The 20,075-nt window shown below is 47.1% G+C and carries 17 protein-coding genes; 9 read left to right on the forward strand and 8 right to left on the reverse strand.

Annotation, left to right across the window (positions count from 1 at the left end):
• The first annotated feature begins 117 nt into the window (after positions 1-117).
• Both QUA78_RS16780 and QUA78_RS16785 read left to right on the forward strand, forming a co-directional pair.
• Entirely contained in the window at positions 118-372 is a 255-nt protein-coding gene (locus tag QUA78_RS16780) for a DUF4160 domain-containing protein (protein WP_106334228.1), read from the forward strand.
• The gene (locus tag QUA78_RS16785; protein ID WP_333303367.1) at positions 335-604 is read left to right on the forward strand and encodes a DUF2442 domain-containing protein; all 270 of its coding nucleotides are present in this window, start codon (positions 335-337) and stop codon (positions 602-604) included. Before QUA78_RS16780 ends, QUA78_RS16785 begins: the two co-directional genes overlap by 38 nt.
• An 86-nt stretch (positions 605-690) precedes the next feature.
• Here the strand turns inward: QUA78_RS16785 and QUA78_RS16790 are convergent, their stop codons facing one another.
• The 3 genes from QUA78_RS16790 to QUA78_RS16800 form a co-directional block, all read right to left on the reverse strand.
• Positions 691-984: a DUF3288 family protein gene (locus tag QUA78_RS16790; RefSeq protein WP_333303368.1), complete on the reverse strand. Its 294-nt coding sequence runs from the start codon at positions 982-984 to the stop codon at positions 691-693.
• A 97-nt stretch (positions 985-1,081) separates the two neighbouring features.
• Positions 1,082-1,993: a hypothetical protein gene (locus QUA78_RS16795; protein WP_333303369.1), complete on the reverse strand. Its 912-nt coding sequence runs from the start codon at positions 1,991-1,993 to the stop codon at positions 1,082-1,084.
• A 55-nt stretch (positions 1,994-2,048) separates the two neighbouring features.
• On the reverse strand, positions 2,049-2,618 hold the full coding sequence (locus QUA78_RS16800; protein ID WP_333303370.1) for a tetratricopeptide repeat protein: 570 nt from the start codon (positions 2,616-2,618) through the stop codon (positions 2,049-2,051).
• Between the two features lie 172 nt (positions 2,619-2,790).
• Here QUA78_RS16800 and QUA78_RS16805 point away from each other — a divergent pair, with 172 nt between their 5' ends.
• A complete protein-coding gene (locus tag QUA78_RS16805) occupies positions 2,791-3,531 on the forward strand; it encodes an SDR family oxidoreductase (protein ID WP_333303371.1) in 741 nt (246 codons plus the stop codon).
• A 139-nt stretch (positions 3,532-3,670) separates the two neighbouring features.
• Here the strand turns inward: QUA78_RS16805 and QUA78_RS16810 are convergent, their stop codons facing one another.
• The gene (locus QUA78_RS16810) at positions 3,671-5,722 is read right to left on the reverse strand and encodes a serine/threonine-protein kinase (RefSeq protein ID WP_333303372.1); all 2,052 of its coding nucleotides are present in this window, start codon (positions 5,720-5,722) and stop codon (positions 3,671-3,673) included.
• A 406-nt stretch (positions 5,723-6,128) separates the two neighbouring features.
• On the opposite strand from QUA78_RS16810, the gene msrP reads away from it, so the two are divergent.
• Complete coding sequence (msrP, locus tag QUA78_RS16815) at positions 6,129-7,112, forward strand: protein-methionine-sulfoxide reductase catalytic subunit MsrP (protein WP_333303373.1); 984 nt, start codon at positions 6,129-6,131, stop codon at positions 7,110-7,112.
• A gap of 267 nt (positions 7,113-7,379) precedes the next feature.
• Entirely contained in the window at positions 7,380-8,045 is a 666-nt protein-coding gene (locus QUA78_RS16820) for a Uma2 family endonuclease (protein WP_333303374.1), read from the forward strand.
• 100 nt (positions 8,046-8,145) lie between these two features.
• Here QUA78_RS16820 and miaA read toward each other — a convergent pair whose 3' ends face one another.
• Positions 8,146-9,048, reverse strand: a complete 903-nt coding sequence (miaA, locus tag QUA78_RS16825; protein WP_333303375.1) for a tRNA (adenosine(37)-N6)-dimethylallyltransferase MiaA — start codon at positions 9,046-9,048, stop codon at positions 8,146-8,148.
• 258 nt (positions 9,049-9,306) lie between these two features.
• On the opposite strand from miaA, the gene QUA78_RS16830 reads away from it, so the two are divergent.
• The 3 genes from QUA78_RS16830 (at position 9,307) to QUA78_RS16840 (ending at position 13,684) form a co-directional block, all read left to right on the forward strand.
• A complete protein-coding gene (locus QUA78_RS16830) occupies positions 9,307-10,548 on the forward strand; it encodes an ATP-binding protein (RefSeq protein WP_333303377.1) in 1,242 nt (413 codons plus the stop codon).
• A gap of 233 nt (positions 10,549-10,781) precedes the next feature.
• Positions 10,782-12,722 (forward strand): DNA topoisomerase (ATP-hydrolyzing) subunit B, encoded by a 1,941-nt coding sequence (gene gyrB / locus QUA78_RS16835; protein WP_333398917.1) that lies wholly within the window; start codon positions 10,782-10,784, stop codon positions 12,720-12,722.
• 245 nt (positions 12,723-12,967) lie between these two features.
• Entirely contained in the window at positions 12,968-13,684 is a 717-nt protein-coding gene (locus QUA78_RS16840) for a heme oxygenase (biliverdin-producing) (protein ID WP_333303582.1), read from the forward strand.
• Between the two features lie 144 nt (positions 13,685-13,828).
• On the opposite strand, the gene QUA78_RS16845 is transcribed toward QUA78_RS16840, so the two are convergent.
• From QUA78_RS16845 to QUA78_RS16855, 3 genes are all read right to left on the reverse strand, one after another.
• A complete protein-coding gene (locus QUA78_RS16845) occupies positions 13,829-14,482 on the reverse strand; it encodes an S-layer homology domain-containing protein (RefSeq protein WP_333398918.1) in 654 nt (217 codons plus the stop codon).
• Positions 14,483-14,608: 126 nt separating this feature from the next.
• Positions 14,609-18,172: a transcription-repair coupling factor gene (gene mfd, locus QUA78_RS16850; RefSeq protein ID WP_333303580.1), complete on the reverse strand. Its 3,564-nt coding sequence runs from the start codon at positions 18,170-18,172 to the stop codon at positions 14,609-14,611.
• Between the two features lie 127 nt (positions 18,173-18,299).
• Positions 18,300-18,482 (reverse strand): hypothetical protein, encoded by a 183-nt coding sequence (locus QUA78_RS16855; RefSeq protein WP_333303579.1) that lies wholly within the window; start codon positions 18,480-18,482, stop codon positions 18,300-18,302.
• Between the two features lie 112 nt (positions 18,483-18,594).
• Here QUA78_RS16855 and QUA78_RS16860 point away from each other — a divergent pair, with 112 nt between their 5' ends.
• Positions 18,595-19,926 (forward strand): hemolysin family protein, encoded by a 1,332-nt coding sequence (locus QUA78_RS16860; RefSeq protein ID WP_333303578.1) that lies wholly within the window; start codon positions 18,595-18,597, stop codon positions 19,924-19,926.
• Positions 19,927-20,075: the final 149 nt, after the last annotated feature.

The raw sequence follows: 20,075 nt of genomic DNA on the forward strand, positions 1-20,075 counted from the left end.
GCGGTAGGGACACGGCACTGCCGTGTCCTCTATATCATTACCAATGCAAACGGAATTAAGAAAAATAATTTAAAAAAATACAGATATTCGCATTGAAATATTGTATAACCTGGAATTATGCCAACTATTTTACGAATAGGCCCTTACCGACTTTACTTTTACAGCCATGAACCAAATGAACCACCTCATGTTCATATTGACAGAGACAAATCATCGGTTAAATTTTGGTTGGAGCCAGTCAGTTTAGGAAACAACCTTGGTTTTAGTGCTAAAGAACTTCGTAAAATACAGTCGGTAGTACAAGAAAATCAACAAACGCTATTGGAGGCTTGGTATGGGTATTTTGGCGATTCGAGCGGACGAGAGAGTTAAGCACATTCATTTTACAGAAGAAACCATTAGTGTTGATTTGATGGACGGACGAATCATTACCGTGCCTTTAATTTGGTATCCAAGATTGTTTGATGCAACGCCCGATCAAAGGGAAAAATGGGAAGTATGTGGAGGAGGCTATGGCATTCACTGGGAAGAAATTGATGAAGACCTCAGTACAGAAGGAATGCTGCGAGGTGCACCAGCTCCGAGGCCTAAAATTACTCATTAATTTCGATCGCTAGTTCACTTCTAAGCTTTCGTAATATACCCTTTCTCACGTAAGAGATAAAAGAGGTATTTAAGCTAGATTTGAGATTAAAGCCAATCTTCTTGATCGCTTTTTTGTTTCCTGTAAACCTCACCTTTGGCGTGAATTTTACGGGTTTGTTCGTAAAGACTTTCTTCGCTATGATTCCATTGTTGCAGGACTTTTTTTAAGTCTGATTGAATATCTCTAGCGCCCGGAAAGCCTCGGTAGCGAATTATTAATCTTGCTAATTCCGATAAATTGTAGTCGGTTGCTTCTGCTGCTAATAAAGTATCGACACTGGCTCGATCGCGCTTGTATTGCGGATGCTGCTGATCTTGAGTTTTTTGTACTGAATCCATACTATTTATGTTTTCCAATCATTTAGAATACCGAGATACCGGACTTCTTGAAGAAGTCCGGTATCTAATTAGACGTAGGGACAGGGCATTGCCGTGTCTAAAGCTGCACTTCTTCAGTCATCCCCAGAAATTTTTGTGTTTGTTCCGTAATACCAAATAGTCGATCGCCGTGACAAAAGATTTCCCAGGCGCGAATTCCCATAAAACCAATACCTGCAACCGCCAAGGGCATCGCTGCGGCACCTAAAAGCGCGGCAATGGGGGGAAATATCATGCACAGCGTTAACAGAATGCCAGTAATAACACCACCAGCAATGCCAGCTTTGGCGGTGGCGGTGGCGACTTGTTCGACTAACTCTGACTGGGTAATTTTGCCTTCAACGCACAATAGCGAGTTTTCTAAGATAGAAAATACTAACTCAATTACTGCTGCTGCGATCGCCCCTTTCATGGCAGCCCCAACGATTTCCGCAACTGCTGCTTTAAACGCTGCATCCGCTAAAACTTGCTTAGCGACTGCTAATTCTGCGGCAGTCATGTCTGCACCACCGCGTGCACGATTCACCCAAAAATATTCAAAAATCCCGTTAGCAGCTTCGCTTCCGCCTCCATTGACGTGTGCTTGGATGTGACTCCAATCTTTATCTTGACAGAAGTTGCGAATTGCTTCCGGGCCTTGGGCACGAATTTGGGCGGGTATGGATTCAAAGACTTTTGCTGCTTCTTGAACATTTCGCATTCCGTCACGCACCCCAGCCCTAGCAAATTTGGATTGCAGATTTGTTGGCAGGTTCTCAAAACGGATGTTATGTGCTATTTTAAAAGCTTCTTGAGTGGCGATCGCCCCAGCACTAACCATTGAACTTGGCGCTGATTGTACCCACGCCGTTAATACAGTTGCACTTTCCTCAAATTTAGCTGAGATTTCGTTGGCTAAGTTTTGGGTATCGGCAACAGTTTCTCGTACTTTAGCCGTTAGCAATTCCAGCGGATTCTGGTTAATTTCCATTTCGATCCAGCTTGCATCGTTAATGATTGAATTATTCCGACTATAACATTCCTCTTCAGTAAGTGTTATTTTTTACTAAATTGCTTCTACCTTCTAAGTCCGGCTGTAAATTTAGAGCTTTTTTTTGATAAAATAAACCTTCATTAATTCGACCTTGAACTTCCAAACTTTTGCCTAAATTCCAATAAGCGACGGCTAAATCTGGTTGAAGAGCAATAGATTTTTGGTAGTAACTTATGGCGTCATCGAGCCGACCTTGTTTGTAAAACATACTGCCTAAATTAACATATGCTTCGACAAAATTAGGCTCGAATTCGATCGCCTTGGAGTATGCACGAATCGCCGCGTCAATTTTGCCTTGGGCTTGCAGGATATTCCCTATAGTTTTGTAGGCGGCGGCGAAATTGGGTTGGTGGCGAAGTGCTTGGTAACAGGAGGCGATCGCCTCTACATATTTCTGTTGCGCGTAATAAATTTCTGCTATCTTGTTGAGTGCAGCAGCCTCATCCGTTTTGAGCGCTAGTAATTTTTGATATTGAGCGATCGCCTCCTCAAGTTTTCCTGATTTTTGGAGAGTCTCGCCCGCTGACAAATACTGCTCTGCTAACTCGGAATTTACGGTCATAGATTTTACTTTAACAGCCGATACTACTTTACCACAAGTGTTAGTTAGCAACCGCGATTTCGAGGGATATTCTGATTATTTGAGATTTTAAATTTGTTTCTGTACCGGAATGCGGAAAAAAATAGTATGATTATTTTGAACCAGTATCAACGCTAATTGCAGAGGAAATCTCATGGCATCACTAGCAGGAAAAGTGGCAATTGTGACTGGTGCATCGCGGGGAATTGGACGCGCGATCGCCCTCCGATTATCCGAAGAAGGCGCATCAGTGGTCGTCAACTACGCCAGAGGATCTGAGCAAGCAAAAGAAGTTGTGTCAGCGATTGAAGCAGCAGGCGGCAAAGCATTAGCCGTGCAAGCCGATGTCAGCAAAACCGCTGAAATTCGCGATTTGTTCGATCGCACTCTGGAAACCTATTCACAAGTCGATATTTTAGTCAATAATGCAGGAGTAATTCTTTACAAACCTGTAGCGGAAGTTACCGAAGCAGAGTTTGATAATCTTTTTGCAATTAACGTTAAAGGCACGTTTTTTGCTTGTCAAGAAGCTGCTAAACGGATGGCAGACGGAGGAAGAATTGTCAATTTTTCCAGTTCGACAACGGCGATGCTACTGCCAACTTACGGGGCTTACGTGGCGACAAAAGGCGCGGTGGAACAGCTAACTCGATCGCTGGCGAAGGAATTGGGCGATCGCCAAATTACAGTTAATGTGATTTCTCCGGGCCCAACGGATACAGAACTCTTTACAGTCGGCAAAACCGCCGAACAAATACAAAGATTTACTCAAATGGCTGCTTTGGGAAGACTCGGAAAAGTTGAAGATATTGCCGATGTGACGGCTTTTTTGTGCAGCGAACAAGCCCGGTGGATTACCGGACAAAATATCCGCGTTAACGGCGGGACTGCCTAAATATGTACTTGAGTCAGCTTGGAGCGGATAAAAGTTTGTATAGCAGCGATTTCAATCGCCGATTATCAGAATCCCCAACCAGAATCTTTGATTTTGGTTGGGGATTCTGATAATTTTATAGCGCGGACAATCGAACAAATTAAGGAGACAGCCGCCACACCTTAATCGTGTCGTCAAAACTGCCGCTGATCAGAGTTTTGTCCTGAGGATTAAAAGCCAATTCCACCCAAGTAGAATGACCCTTCAGCGTGCCCGTCATTTCGCCGGAACCCATCCGCCACAGCTTGATAGTCCCGCTCAAATCGGCGCTGGCCAGCTTGTCTCCGTCGGGACTGAAAGCCAAGGACTTAACCTTGTCGGAATGGCCGATCAAAGTCCGCAGCAGAGAACCGTTGGGCTGCCCGGACTGATTATTGGGGCTGATATCCCACAACTTCACCGTCTTGTCCCAACTGCCGCTGGCGAGAGTTTGACCGTCCGGGCTGATGGCCAGAGACCAAACCCCCTCGGAATGACCCCAAAGAGTTTCTTTCAATTCCCCAGTCTGCCAGTTCCACAGGCTGATCTTACCGTCGCTGCTGCCGATCGCCAAAGTTTCTCGATCGGGACTGAAAGCCACCGACTGCACCTCGTCAAAAACCCGCTTGAGAGTTTCCAACTCAGTCCCGCCTTCGACTTGCCACAGCTTCAAAGTTTTGTCCTTACCGACACTGGCTACGGTTTGGCTGTCGGGACTGAAAACCACCGAGAACACGCCGTCTTGGTGTCCGTCCAAAGTCTGAATTAACCTGCCAGAATAGAAATTCCACAATTTAATCGTACCGTCAACGCCGCCGCTGGCGATCGTCCTGCCGTCGGGACTGACTGCCACCGACCAGACGGGGCCCAAATGTCCTGTTAAAACCTTGAGCAGCTTGCCGCGACGCTTGTGCAGCAGGTGAACTGTGCCGTCGTTGTTGCCGCTGACTATCACGCGGCCGTTGGGAGCGACTGCTACCGCCCAAACCGGGTTTTTGTCTCGATCCGCCAGAGTGCGCACAGCAGGCCCTGACTGCGATGCCTCACCGCGAAAATTTTGCATCGGGGGCGGATTGAACCGAATTTCGGGAATGCTAGAAGCAGGCTCAGAAGAAGTGAAAGCCTGCGGTACTGGAGATGGCAAGCGAGAACCCAGCACTACGGACAGCAGGGCAACCGTCGCTCCTCCCCACATGGCTAAAGTCCACTTGGGTTTGCTGAGAATCACGTCTACCGGTGCCGGGCCGTATTTCATGTCTTTGAGAATTGCCTCGGTCGATCGATAGCGTTTTGATGGTTCTCGCTGCACCATTTTATCCAGAATGCGGCCGAGTCGCGCCGAAACCGGTACTTTCAAATAATGCCTCCAGGCCCAACTGTCGGCTTTGATGTCAAACAAATCAAAGGGCGACATTCCCGTTAACAAGTGAATGCAAGTGACGCCCAAACTGTAGATGTCGCTGCTTGGAATTGCTTGACCTTTAATTTGTTCCGGGGCCGCGTATTCGGCAGAACCTATCACCGTTTCTGTTTTGAGCGGCCCGCTGTTTGCTGGAATTGCCGCGCCGAAATCGACTAAAACTAGCCCTAAACCACCTTCCCCGGACAGGGAATGCAGATGCTCTTTCCCTACCAAAGCTGGGGATGCTTGGGGAGATTTGCGGTGAATAATATTGGAGGGTTTGATATCTCGGTGAATCAGTTGATTGTCGTGAACAAATTGCAGGACTGGCAACAATTCGCTCAGCAGATACCAAATGTGAATTTCTTTAACAACACCTTTTTCTGAAAGCCGATCGGCTAAATTGCGGCCTTCGATGTATTCTTGCACTAAATACTGGCAGCCTTCGACTTCAAAAGATGCCAGTAGTTTCGGTATTTGGGGATGTTTGCCCAACTCGTCGAGAACTGAGGCTGAGCCGAGAAATGTCCGGTTTAGCTGGTTTTGACCGTCCGCGGCTGCTGATCCGCAGAACTGTTGAATGACGCAGCGGGGTTGCGAAGGTTGGTCTTCATCGACTGCTAAGAAGGTGCGGCAAGTGAGACTTTGACCGAGGGTGTGAAAGACTCGGTAGCGGCCTTTTAGCAGCAAATTCGATTCGCAACTTTTACAGACTGTCGCGCGATCGAGATTTTGGGGGTTCTGGCAATGGGGATTGGTGCAGTAACTCATTTGTCTTTCCGCTGGAGACCCCCCGTCCGACATACTTGCTGGTGGGGGAGGAAAGCGGGGCGGTGCGTGCCGCTTCCTGTGGACAAATTAAATAATTGGAATCTTTGCTTGATCATAATTGTTTCCCAGATTTTCGCCACACTTGCTGCGGTCGATCGCGCGTAAATAATTGCTGACTTTCCTGCGAGCGAGGTTTAATAGGTCGATCGAGCGATCGGCGGGATTCGCTGTGACCGAATTACGTTATACTGTCATTGCGAATACTTTCATTGCGATCGCCAGGCCTTGCCAAATATCATTGTTCCTTTGTTCTATCGAGTCAATCTAAAATCTAAAATCGATTGATTGACTGATTAAAACTCAGGCAAAATTTGCCAAACTAACTACTAACTTTTAACTATTACTTATGCCGTTAATTCGCGTCCCCAAATCTTGGGAAATTCTCGATCCCCAAATTACCCCAGAAACAGCCTTTCTCAACCGCCGCCGCTTCATGACCAATTTAATTGGCGCCGGCGTGACTGCTTCGCTGCTACCGCTGACAGGCTGCCAAAGCAATGCTAGCTCAAAAACTGCTCTGGATCAAAGCTCAACCCAAGCATATTCGGGATTGAGCCGGAATCCCACCTTTGCAAAAGTCGATCGAGCGATTACCGACGAAGCCTTAGCTACCAAATACAACAATTTTTACGAATACGGCGGCACAAAATCTATTTGGCAAGCCGCTCAAGCTTTGCCAACAGAAAACTGGAAAGTAGAAGTAGGCGGTTTAGTAAAAAATCCCCGCACTTATGATATCGACGACCTCTACAAAAAATTTCCTATCGAAGAACGAGTTTATCGATTTCGCTGCGTAGAAGCCTGGGCAATGGTAGTTCCTTGGGTCGGATTTCCCATGAAATTGCTGATGGCTGATGTCGAACCTAAATCAAACGCTAAATTCGTTCGCTTTACCTCATTTTACGACCCCAAAATTACCAAAGGTGCCAGTGTATTTTCGCAATTTTATCCTTGGCCTTATACCGAAGGTCTGCGAATTGAGGAAATGGCAAACGATTTAGCATTTTTTGCCACAGGCTTGTACGGCAGAAAACTACCTAAGCAAAATGGTGCGCCGCTGCGGCAAGTGATTCCTTGGAAGTACGGTTTTAAGGGCGCAAAGTCGATCGTCAAAATTGAATTTGTCGAAAAACAGCCAGCCACTTTTTGGAATACAATCGGGCCCAACGAATACGCCTTTGAAGCAAATGTCGAACCCGACAAGCCACACCCCAGATGGTCGCAGGCCAGCGAACGGATAGTCGGCCCCGGTAACAGTTGGTCGTGGGAAACTAGCCCGACTTTGCCCTATAACGGTTACGGCGAATATGTAGCTAGTTTGTACAGTTAATTAAGTACGCGAGATGTAATTTTAGGAACAGGCTTTTCGGCTTGTTCCTCAAATTATTAATTTCTCTCTTTTCTCTTTCTCTGCGCCCTCTGCGTTCTCTGCGGTTAATTAAGAAAAATCTTTTTTGTTCGCTTTAGCAAAATGAAATACAGGACACGGCAGTGCCGTGTCCCTACCCGATACCTGCACTATGTTTGTAAATTTTACCTTAAATTTGCAGTCGATCGACTACAATAAAAATTGATGAAGCTACCAAGGAATTGCTAAATGGTAACAACAACATCAACTCCCGTCGAGCAGCAAACTACCCCAGTAGAAAACCGAGTTATTTTAAAAGGTGTCAGTTGGTCAACTTTTAAAGCATTGCTAGCAGATGTTGGGGACGATAGAGCTTGGAGAATTGCTTACGAGGGAGGAGTATTAGAAATCAGAATGCCGCATCTAGAACATGAAGTTCCCAAAGGACTTATAGAAAGCTTTATTGAAGCTACAGCAGACGAGCTAGAAATCGAAGTGATGAAAGGTGGTTCTCTGACTCTCGAACGGGAAGATTTAACTCGTGCTGTCGAACCTGATACTTGTTTCTACATTCAAAATGAAGCCAGCATCAGAGGTAAAAGAGACATCAACCTCCCAGAGGATTTGCCGCCTGATTTAGCAATAGAGTCGGATTACACGAATTCTTCAGTTAATAAAGATTCCATATATGCTGCTCTTGGTGTTCCCGAACTTTGGAGGTATCGGCGGGAATCTCTGCAAGTTTATCAGCTTGTGGAGGGAAAATATGAAATGTGCGATCGCAGTTTAGCTTTTCCCTTTTTACCTGTTGCAGAAATTCCAGGTTTTATCGAACAAAGCAGAACAGCCGGACAGCGTGCGGCTGTGCGTTTGTTTCGGCAAAGAATTAGAGAAATTTTGCCGAGTCAAAGTTAACGCAAAAATTCGACTTACTGTAGTTTAAAAACTAGCAAATCAATTTAAATTACATCAGCATTCATCTGCGGTTAAAAATATCTTTAAGTTCGATATAAAATCATTTCATAAATTCCTGCACTCTCTGCCAAACTCGCTCCAACAAATCCGGTGCGCTAACATCAAACCATTCAATTTCAGGATAAGCGCGAAACCATGTGCGCTGACGTTTAGCAAATTGCCGCGTGTGCAAAATTGTTAATTCTTTGGCTTCTTCCAGCTTAATGTCGCCAGCCAAATATTGTTTCATTTCCTGATAGCCCAGCGTGTTCAATAATGGCAAGTCACAGCCGTATTTTTTAGACAAATATTCTACTTCAGCGATCCAACCCCGTTCTAGCATTTGTTCGGTGCGCTGTTTGATACGATCGACCAAAACATCGATCGCGCAATCCAAGCCAATTTGTAAAATAGGATAATTGGGAGGATTTTCGCCCTGCTGTTCGGAAATAGGGCGACCGGTGACATAAAATACTTCCAGTGCTCTTAAAGTTCTTACTGGGTCATTGAGGTGAATTTTCTCGGCGGCAGACCGATCGACCTGCTGCAACATCGCGTAACATTGAGATTGTCCGAGTTCTGCAAGTTGCGATCGCAATTCGGGCATCGGTGCTACCCTCGGAATTTTCAAACCGCGCACGATCGATTTAATATATAAGCCCGTCCCTCCCACCAACAACAGGGGGGGAGAAACAGGAAAATCGACAGCAGCAATTAATTTTTGAGCTTGTTGCTGGTAATCTGCTAGTGTCAGAGTTTCTGTCGGATCGCAGATGTCAATTAAGTGATGCGGTACACAAGTGCGATCGACCGCCGTCGGTTTTGCCGTTCCTATGTCAAACTCGCGGTACACTTGACGGGAGTCCGCACTCAGAATCGAAGATTGCAGTCGCCCCGCCAAAGCCAAAGCCACTCCAGACTTCCCAGTCGCCGTCGCCCCGCAAATCGTAATTAATCTAGGCATAAGCTGTCGCACATTTCCCTATAAAAACTCTCAAATCCTCTCCTATCAATGCTTTCCCCTCTCTCCCTTCACTGATTGACGGCCCTACCCCTCGGAAATCCCGAAGTAATCTCAAAACTATTCGCCTCCGTCCCCCCGATAAATTTCCATTCAGAAAGCCCTAGCATCGCCTTTAACGGTTTTGTGCTATAATTTTAGAAGTTTTCTCATTTTAGAAGCTTTTGGGGCTTTAAGCCTCATTATTGGAGGTATTGTTGTATGACCAGCAGCTACAGCGCCGACCAAATTCAAGTTCTCGAAGATCGCGAAGCAGTCCGTAAACGACCGGGGATGTACATCGGTAGCACGGGCCCGCGAGGCCTGCACCATTTAGTTTACGAGGTTGTTGACAATTCGATCGACGAAGCGCTGGCCGGTTACTGCACTCGCATCGAAGTTGACCTCAACGCCGACGGTTCCGTTACCGTGACAGATAACGGTCGGGGAATTCCCACCGAGATTCATTCCAAAACTGGCAAATCATTTTTGGAAACAGTTTTCACAGTTGTCCACTTTGCCGGCAGGCGCGACAGCCACGACGGCTACAAGGTTTCAGGAGGTCTCCACGGAGTTGGGCTAGGCATTGTCAATCCTTTGTCTGAATGGTTGCAGGTGACTGTTTGGCGGGGCGAGCAAATTTACAGCCAGCGTTTTGAGAAAGGCATCCCCGTTACGCAACTGACAGTTAAACCCAGTTCCGAAAACCGCACGGGTACGTCGATTTGTTTCAAACCAGATGTGGAGATTTTTAAGAATGGCATTGAGTTCGATCGCCCGACTCTCGCCCTTCACCTGCGGCAGCTTGCTTATCTCAATCCCGGTTTGAAAATTATATTGACTGACAACCGCTTGGAAATGCCAGGCAGTAGTTCTCCCTCAATTGAAACTTATTGTTACCCCGACGGCATCCGGGAATATGTCGCCTACCTGAACTCTGATGTCGAACCGCTGCACGAAGATATTATTTACATTCAGGGCGATCGAGACGACGTACAAGTAGAAATAGCCTGTCAGTGGCACCTTCTGAATCAAGATAATTCCTACAGCCGACTGTTTGGTTTTACTAACTGCGTTCGGAATATCGATGGTGGCACTTACATTAACACCTTTCAATTGGCCGTGAGGCCGGTGGTAAGCGCGATCGGCCACCAACTGGGCAAACTCAAAAAGACAGACCCAGTTTTAATGGGGAATGAGGTTTTAGAGTGTGGCTTCACCGCCGTCATTGCCGTTAAATTACCGAATCCCGAGTTTGAAGGCCCGACGAAAAGTCGGCTGGTTAACCCGGAAGTACAAGAAATTGTTAAATCTTTGGTAGAAAAAGAGTTGATGGAATATTTGACAGCCCGCCCGGAAGTTGCAGGGGCGATCGTCCAACGGGCGATCGAGGCCCGCGACGCAGAAGCAGAAGCACGCAAAGCGCGGGCATTGCGCCGAAAGCAAGAATTACAAAAATATTAATGATTTGCAGTAGACTGCCGCGGGCGATCGCACTTCTTAACCTTCCAGCTAACAGCCCCGCAACCAAATGTCAATAGATACCCAAGTCAAACTATAAAGGGTACGTCCCCCCGATAAATTTCCCTTCAGAAAGCCCTAGCATCGCCTTTAACGGTTTTGTGCTATAATTTTAGGAGTTTTCCCATTTTAGAAGCTTTCGGGGCTTTAGGCCTCATTATTGGAGCTATTTTTGTATGACCAGCAGCTACAGCGCCGACCAGATTCAAGTTCTCGAAGGTCTCGAAGCAGTCCGTAAACGACCGGGGATGTACATCGGTACCACCGGCCCGCGAGGACTCCACCATCTAGTTTACGAGGTTGTGGACAATTCCATAGATGAGGCGCTGGCTGGCCACTGCACTCACATCGAGATTGACATCAACGCCGACGGTTCCGTTACCGTGACAGACGACGGCCGGGGTATTCCGACCGGCATCGTTGCCAAGACTGGCAAATCGGGAATAGAAACAGTAATGACTGTACTTCACGCCGGCGGTAAATTTGGCGGTGGTGGCTACAAGGTTTCTGGAGGATTGCACGGTGTAGGTATTTCTGTTGTTAACGCGCTGTCCGAGTGGGTAGAAGTGACAGTTTGGCGCGACCAAAAAGAACATTTACAGCGCTACGAAAGAGGCAATCCCGTTACCGAACTTAATGCCAAGCCCAACAAAGGCACTCGCACCGGCACTTCTGTTTCTTTCTTGCCAGATACTCAAATATTTAGCACTGGCATTGAATTTGATTACACTACACTCGCGGGACGTTTGCGAGAATTGGGTTACTTGAATGCGGGCGTGAAAATTACGTTTAGCGACCACCGTTTGGAACTGCTCAAAAGTAGCGAACCTCGTATCGAAACTTACTGTTATGAGGGTGGAATCAAGGAATACATCGCCTACATGAACCGCGAAAAGCAGCCTCTGCACGAAGAAGTGATCTACGTGCAAGGAGAACGCAACAACGTGCAGATAGAAGTGGCTTTGCAGTGGTGCGTCGATGCTTTTAGCGACAACGTTTTAGGTTTTGCTAACAACATTCGGACGATCGACGGTGGCACGCACTTAGAAGGTTTGAAGGCTGTTTTGACGCGGACGATGAATTCGATCGCCCGCAAGCGCAACAAAATCAAAGAAAACGAGCCCAACCTCGCCGGCGAAAACGTGCGCGAAGGTTTGACAGCAGTGATTTCGGTCAAAGTCCCAGACCCGGAATTTGAAGGCCAAACTAAAACCAAGCTAGGCAATACAGAAGTTCGGGGAATTGTCGATTCCTTGGTAGGCGAAGTATTGACAGAATATTTGGAGTTTCGCCCCCAAGTAGCCGACGCTATTTTGGAAAAAGCAATTCAGGCATTTAAGGCTGCTGAAGCCGCCCGTCGCGCCCGCGATTTAGTCCGTCGCAAATCAGTCTTAGAATCGTCTCCTTTGCCGGGAAAACTGGCAGATTGCAGTTCCAGAGACCCGTCAAAATCAGAGATATATCTCGTCGAAGGGGATTCTGCGGGCGGATCGGCAAAACAAGGGCGCGATCGCCAATTCCAAGCAATCCTGCCTCTGCGCGGTAAAATTCTCAACATTGAGAAAACCGACGACGCCAAAATCTACAAAAATAACGAAATTCAGTCGTTAATTACAGCCCTGGGTTTGGGCATCAAAGGCGAAGAATTCGATCCGGGTCAATTGCGGTATCACCACATCGTAATTATGACTGACGCTGACGTAGATGGTGCTCACATCCGCACGCTGTTGCTGACTTTCTTCTACCGCTATCAGCGCGCACTTGTAGAACAAGGTTACATCTATATTGCTTGTCCTCCTCTCTATAAAGTGGAACGGGGACGCAATCATTACTACTGTTACAGCGAACGCGAAAGGAATGCTCTCATCCGCAATGAATTTCCGGCGAATGCTAACTATACCGTCCAGCGGTTCAAAGGTTTGGGCGAAATGATGCCGACACAGTTGTGGGATACCACGATGAACCCTGAAACTCGGACGCTGAAACGGGTGGAAATTGAAGACGCTGCTGAGGCCGATCGCATCTTTACGATCTTAATGGGCGATCGTGTCGCCCCCCGCCGCGAATTCATTGAAACCTACGGCCCCAAACTCAACCTCCTCGACTTGGACATCTAAATTAGCCAGTAGTCAGTAGTCATTAGTCATTAGTCAGTAGTCATTCGCTAACAACCAATGACTGAGGACTAATGACTAAACTGTTTGTGCCTTCTACCTTCGGATGCCTTCTGCTGAGTCTAGGTTTTGTTATAAAAATTAATACAATCTCTCATCAAATCGATCTAAGGTAAACACTTAGGTAAATTTTAGATTTTTGGCGCATCCATCAACTACCACAAAAATAGAAGGTTGGACAATATAGCATGAGCATCAATTTAGCGATCAAATTGCGTGAGGGAACGAAAAAGTCCCACACAATGGCAGAAAACGTCGGTTTTGTCAAGTGTTTTTTAAAAGGCGTTGTAGAAAAAACTTCTTACCGGAAGTTAGTAGGAAACCTCTACTTTGTCTACTCGGCAATGGAAGAGGAAATGGAACGCCAAAAGCAGCACCCGGTTGTTTCAAAAATTTACTTTTCTGAGTTGAATCGGAAACAAAGTTTAGAGCAAGATTTATTTTACTACTACGGTGCGAATTGGCGCGAACAAGTAGCTCCGTCAGCCGCAGCTAAAGCTTATGTGCAGCGGATTCACGAGATTTCGGCGACCGCACCAGAACTGTTAGTAGCTCACTCTTACACTCGCTACCTTGGCGATTTATCCGGCGGACAAATCCTAAAGGGAATTGCCCAGCGGGGGATGAATCTTTCTGAGGGAGAAGGCACTGCTTTCTATGAATTCCAGGATATTCCTGATGAAAAAGAGTTCAAAGCTAACTACCGTCAGGCAATGAATGAATTGCCGATTGACGAAGCAACAGCAGAGCGAATTGTTGACGAAGCTAATGCAGCTTTTGGCATGAACATGAAGATGTTCATGGAGTTAGAAGGCAATTTGATTAAAGCTGTCGGTCAGATGCTTTTCAATACCCTGACGCGGAAGCGCGGCGGCGGCAGTACCGAATTGGCTACTGCTGATTGAGTTAAAGCTCACTGGGGATAATTTGAGCCTCGTTTAAGAGGAAAAACTTAAATCCTGGGGGTTTGATGGCTGCTTTTACAGTCACCAAATCTCCGGGATTTTGCATGGCGGGCGATCGACTTTTTAACTCACAACTCAACACAATCACCGCCCCATGCCGCGATTAGGAGGCTCCTCGTCCGGGACAGGCAAAGAAGTTGGCCTTACTTGGCGCTCCAAATACTTGCTCAAAGCGTAAGCGATATCTCCGCGATTCATCGGCTTCAAAGGATTAATCTTATTAGTTCCGAGTTCAACATTAACAAACCCTTCATAAAGTGCAGTAGCCATAGACTTTCTAGCCCAATTAGGGATTTCCCCTGCATCTGGATACTTAGCTAAAATCTCCGAAATGCTGGCATCGGGAAACTGAAAAACCCCGTAAGCTTGAGCAAAAATCGCCAAAGCTTCAGCGCGACTCACCCTTTGATTTGGGAAAAACATTCCGTCGCGATATCCACTCATCGTTCCCGTTTTCAAAGCAGTTTGAATCGCACTGTAAGCCCAGTAACTCTTCGGTACGTCCGGCAATTCAATATCCGGTTTCTGAGCTGTTTTCCGCCGTTCCAAACCAAAAGTTTTTACTAAAATCATCGCCAAATCCGCGCGACTGACAAGGCCCTCAGCATTAAAATTGCCAGTGGCATCTTTCTTCATCAATCCTGCACTCACAACCCGATCTATCGGGTCAATTATTTGTTGAGATTGAACAGCCATTGGGACTCCTTGCACTAGCGCGATCGCCAAAAAAATACTCACTAACTTTTTCACGATTTTAATCCTTTCTGTCGCTAAAACAATCATGAAAACAGCAGTAATATTTTTTCTGGTTCCATCGGTATTATTCTGTGGTTTAGGCGGTGCGCGAGATTTGGGGATTATATATTAAAATCCAACATTTGCTTCCGGCAAAGCGCCCTGCATTTTACCCAACCAATCAATCAAATTATCCAATTGCTTTTGGGCCGTCAAAACCGCCATACCTCGAATAGTAACCTTCCCCTTGCTGTAGACAAAACGAGAGCGCAAATGTTCCGGCAAATTAGCTTTGAGCAAATTCCAAGCAGGCTCTTCCATAGCTGTTTCCAAAACTATGTGCTGCTTATTCTCCGGTTTGATCCGAGAAAAACCGATTTTTTTAGCGATTTGTTTGAGCTCGACAACACGGATAAGTTGCTGGGCTGGAAGAGGAATTGGCCCATAACGATCGCACCAATCAGCCTGAATCTGCAGTAACTCTTCTGAGGTATTAGCAGAAGCCACAGACCGGTAAGCGCTCATTTTTTGATCCAAATCTGCGATGTAATCGGCAGGAATAAATGCCGTCAAAGTGAGGTCGATTTGCGCGTCCTCCACTTTCGGAATTTCCTGACCCTTAATTTCCCGAATAGCCTCCTCTAACATTTCAGCATACAAATCAAAACCGATCGCCTCCATTTGACCCGACTGTTCAGTACCCAAAACATCACCCGAACCGCGAATTTCCATATCTCGGACGGCCAACTGATAGCCCGATCCCAACTGTGCGAACTCTTGAATTGCCCGCAGCCTCTGCCTTGCAGGATCGGACAGCTTGTTCTGCTTCGGATAAAACAGCCAAGCGTGAGCTTGAATCCCCGCGCGTCCCACCCGTCCCCGCAACTGGTAAAGCTGACCCAAACCAAACCGCTGCGCGTCTTCAATTAAAATGGTATTGACACGCGGAATATCCAAACCCGACTCAATAATCGTCGTGCATACCAAAATATCGAAATCCGCCGCACTAAAGGTCAGCATAATCGATTCTAATTCCGAAGCATCCATTTGACCGTGGGCGATCGCAATTCTGGCAGACGGTACCATCTCCTGCAACTGAGCGGCCAACTCATCAATCCCCTCAATCCGCGGCACCACGTAAAAAACCTGACCGCCCCTGTCTAATTCTTGACGAATTGCCGATCGCACTGCTTCCAAATTGTAGGGGGATAAATGCGTCTGAATCGGGCGGCGGCTGGGTGGCGGAGTCGCAATCAAACTCATCTCGCGAATTCCCGACAGCGACATATACAAAGTGCGGGGAATCGGCGTTGCGGTGAGAGTGAGCACATCTACTTCAGTTTTCAGAGCTTTAATCGCTTCCTTTTGCTTGACCCCAAACCGCTGTTCTTCATCCACCACCAACAAGCCCAAATCCCGAAATTTAATCGCTTTGCTCAAAACAGCTTGAGTACCGACAATCACATCTAATTCCCCAGTCGCCAAACGCTTGTGAATCTCCCGGCGCTCGGTTTCAGTGCGAAAGCGATTGAGCAAACCAACTTCGATCGGATAAGGGGAAAAACGCTCCGAGAGCGTGTGATAGTGCTGTTGGGTCAAAATCGTCGTCGGCGCGAGCAAAGCCACCTGCTTGCCCGCCGTAACCGCCTTAAAAATTGCTCTCAGAGCAACTTCTGTCTTGCCAAAACCGACATCGCCGCAGACCAAGCGATCCATCGGTCGATCGCCCTCCATGTCGCGTTTCACATCCTGAGTTGCCTTCAACTGATCCGGGGTTGGTTGGTAAGGAAAAGAATCCTCTAATTCTTGTTGCCAAGGCATATCGGGAGGAAAAGCGTAACCTGTTTGTTTAGCTCTTTTAGCATAAAGATTCAGCAAATCCACTGCCAATTTTTTAACAGCTTTGCGAACCTTTGTTTTAGTTTTTTCCCAAGTTTGACCTGTCAGCTTGTTTAGATCCGGTACTTTCTCGCCTACAGTCCGAAACCTCGACAAAGCCCCCAACTGATCTGCCGCAACTCTCAGGGTACCGTCAGCGTATTGAATCAGCAAATATTCGCGAGTTTCGCGATCGATAGTCAAGCGTTCCAACTTGAGAAATTTACCCACTCCATGCTGGCGGTGAACCACATAATCACCAGGGCTTAATTTATTCGGGTCTACTTGCTTAGAGGCAGCGCGGCGGCGCTTGCGGACGTAGCTAAAAGTAGCGAGAGAATGCTGACCGTAAAATTCCCGATCCGTAATTAAAACAATCCGAAAAGTCGGCAGAATAAAACCTTCCAATTCTGCCAGCCCGCTGTATTTCAAAGCAACCGGAACGTGCTGCAATTGCAACTTGTCGATCGCCAAATAATCGCGCGGATTCACCACAAACTGAGCCGGACAGTCGTGTTCCGAAAGCAGAGAAACCGATCGACTCGGTTGAGCAGAAACCAGAAAAATGGTAAAACCCCGATCGCGCTCTTCCCTGAGCATTTGAGACAACTTAGCAAATTGGTGAGGCATCACCGGCACAGGCCGAGAAGCCAAATTAATCGCAGACGGTAGCTGGTCGCCCTCCGCAGAGCTTTGAATTTTTTTAGCAGTCGAATCTTCTGCCAATTCTGAAAGTTCTAGCCTGTCGAAACCTGCGACATCTGCCATAGATTCAGCAAAAGTGCGGTGAATTTTCGGAACTTGCAAATGAGAAATTGGCAACTTTTCTGTTCCCGCATCCGCAACAACAGATTCCCGCTCGCAATTTTTCCACTGTTGCTCTGCATTCTCAAACCAGCGGTCGCTGTGAGCTTCGCAGCCTTGCGGTTCGTCAACAACAACTAAAGTATTTTCTGGCAAATAATCCAACAAAGATGCAGGTTTTTCAAACGCTAAACCCAACAGCCTGCGGACAAATTTTTCGGTTTCATTGTCTGTGTCAACAGAGTCTAGACTGTTGATTTCGTCAAGCTTCTTTTCAACTAAAACTGCTTTAATAATTGCGTTAAAATTAGTAGGAGTTAACACCAACCGATCGACCTTATCGAGCGATCGCTGCGAAGACGGGTCAAACTCCCGAATTTGCTCCAAATCATCCCCAAACCACTCCAGCCGCACTGGCAACTCAGCCGCCACCGGAAATACATCGACAATATCACCCCGACGGCTCCACTGGCCCTCCATTTCCACCAGAGCCACCCGATCGTAGCCCATTGAAGCAAGTTGGCGGTCTAAAATCTTCGAGTCTTGAACCATACCTCGCTTCAGCGTCAGACAGTAGGGTTCAAAAGCAGCAGGCGGCGGCAAGTGAGACTGGAGAGCTCTTTCGGTAGATACAATCGCGATCGGCTTAGAATTACCGTTTGTTTCTCGTTTCTCGACCAAATCCGCCAGCACCTGCATTTGACCCCAAGTCATTTCGCTTTCATCCGAGTAAGATAGCTCGTAGGGCGAAGCCTCCGAAGTCGGGTAAAAATGCACAGTCTGCCACCCCATAGCCTCCAGCCCGGCCACCCAGCGACCCGCTTCTTCTAGAGTTGCCGTCACTACCAGTAAACTCCGCCCTTCTTGCTGTGCGAGGGCGGAAGCTACCAAACCTTTGGGCAAGCGGGCTAAGCCGTTGAGTTGCACGTAGCGATGGCGCTTGAGCTTGTTGAGGAGTTCTGTTGCTAGGGGCGATCGCCCCAGGGTACGAATTATTGAAGAGAAAGTCATGCGCTTTTAATTTTAATCCCCGATCGGCGAAGGCTCTTTCCCTTTGCCTGTTAAGGAGATTGTACGACAAACATCCATGATTGTGCCGATCTGCTGTTGACGCTTTGGAACTTAACTGCGGATATATTTATGCTTTAATATCTCGATCCTGCGATCGCGATCGAGCCAGTTCCGTTAATCTAGTGACAGGTTTAGAAAAATTTCGATTTTGCGATCGAGATTCGCAGCTTCCAGACCTCTCCTGTGACTGCACCCAAAGACGGATACAAGCCCCCGACTCAAGTTGTGAAGATCGAAAAATTTTAGACATTAGGGAAATCCCCCAGATACTGGCTGCGGAGTCAATCTAAAATCTAAAATCTAAAATCTAAAATCGACTAACCGGGCAGAGCGCTTCTCCGTTACTACCGAAAATTTTAGAAATGTCCCCAAGTACCGATATTCTGATTGTTCTCCTGCTAATTTTCCTCAATGGCTTGTTTGTGATGTCAGAGATGGCCATCATCTCTGTACGGAAGGTGAGACTGCAACAGATGGCCAACCAAGGTTCAACAAATGCCCGCGTAGCTTTGGATCTGGCTAATGCCCCCAATCAGTTCTTGCCGACAGTTCAAATCGGGATTACGATGCTGGCCATTCTGTCGGGCGCTTTCGGAGAAACGACAATTGCTAAAAGGGTAGAGCCTTTGTTGCGGCTGATTCCTGCCCTCGCGCCCTATGCTCAGACGATCGCCTCAGTAGTAGCAATTTTAACCATCACTTATCTGACCCTAATTATCGGCGAACTGGTGCCAAAGCGGCTAGCCCTCAACAACCCGGAGCCGATCGCTTCTAGCGTAGCAATTCCCATGCGAATGCTCTCAAAAATTGGCGCTCCTGCGGTTTATCTGTTAAGTTATTCCACTGACTTAGTGATGCGGCTGATGAGGATATCGCCCTCGACAGAACCGCAAGTTACAGAAGAGGAAATAAAAGTTTTAATCGAGCAAGGAACCGAAGCCGGAACCTTTGAAGAAGCCGAACAAGACATGGTAGAAAGAGTCTTTCGTTTGGGCGATCGGCGAGTCAGCGCCTTAATGACGCCGCGTCCCGATCTTACCTGGCTCGACCTCGACGACTCAGTAGAAGAAAACCGCCAAAAAATGCTCGGCAGCGGTCATTCTCGGTTTCCAGTGTGTCAAGGAGGCCTCGACAACGTGCTCGGTTTAGTACACGTTACAGATATGCTGTCGAGGACTTTAACTGGTCAACCCCTCGATTTAAGCGCTTCTTTACGACGGCCTTTATTTGTACCGGAAAGCACGCGGGGGTTAAAAGTATTAGAGCTTTTCAAGCAATCTAGCAATCAAATTGCCTTGGTGGTAGACGAATACGGCGTGATTCAAGGATTGGTTACAGTCAACGACATTTTAGTCGAACTTGTTGGCGACTTTCCCTCGATTGAAGATGCTGATGAGCCGGAAGCCGTGCAGCGCGAAGACGGTTCTTGGCTGTTAGACGGAATGCTACCAGTCGAAGATTTTTTTGAGCTGTTTGGCCTGGAAGAAGTATCAGCAGAAAACAAAGGAAGTTACCACACAATGGGCGGTTTTGTGATTACACATTTGGGCAAAATTCCCGCAGCAGCCGAGCATTTTGAGTGGAACGGTTTGCGCGTGGAAGTAGTCGATATGGACGGCAACCGAGTTGATAAGATATTGGTAATGCCGATCGACTCAGCGGGCGATCGACCTAGAACCGAACCAAAAACCTAAAAACCATTCACCACAGTCAATTGTTTTCATCAGCCCAGATAAAAAGTACATTTCCTTTATATGGGCGGGTTTGACCAACAATCTCCGCAAGAATTCAAAATATAAATAAACGCGCCCCCATCCCACGGTAAATCGAAATGTACATTCAA

Origin of the sequence: Microcoleus sp. K4-B3, from assembly GCF_036704615.1 — a bacterium.
Lineage (GTDB): Bacteria > Cyanobacteriota > Cyanobacteriia > Cyanobacteriales > Microcoleaceae > Microcoleus.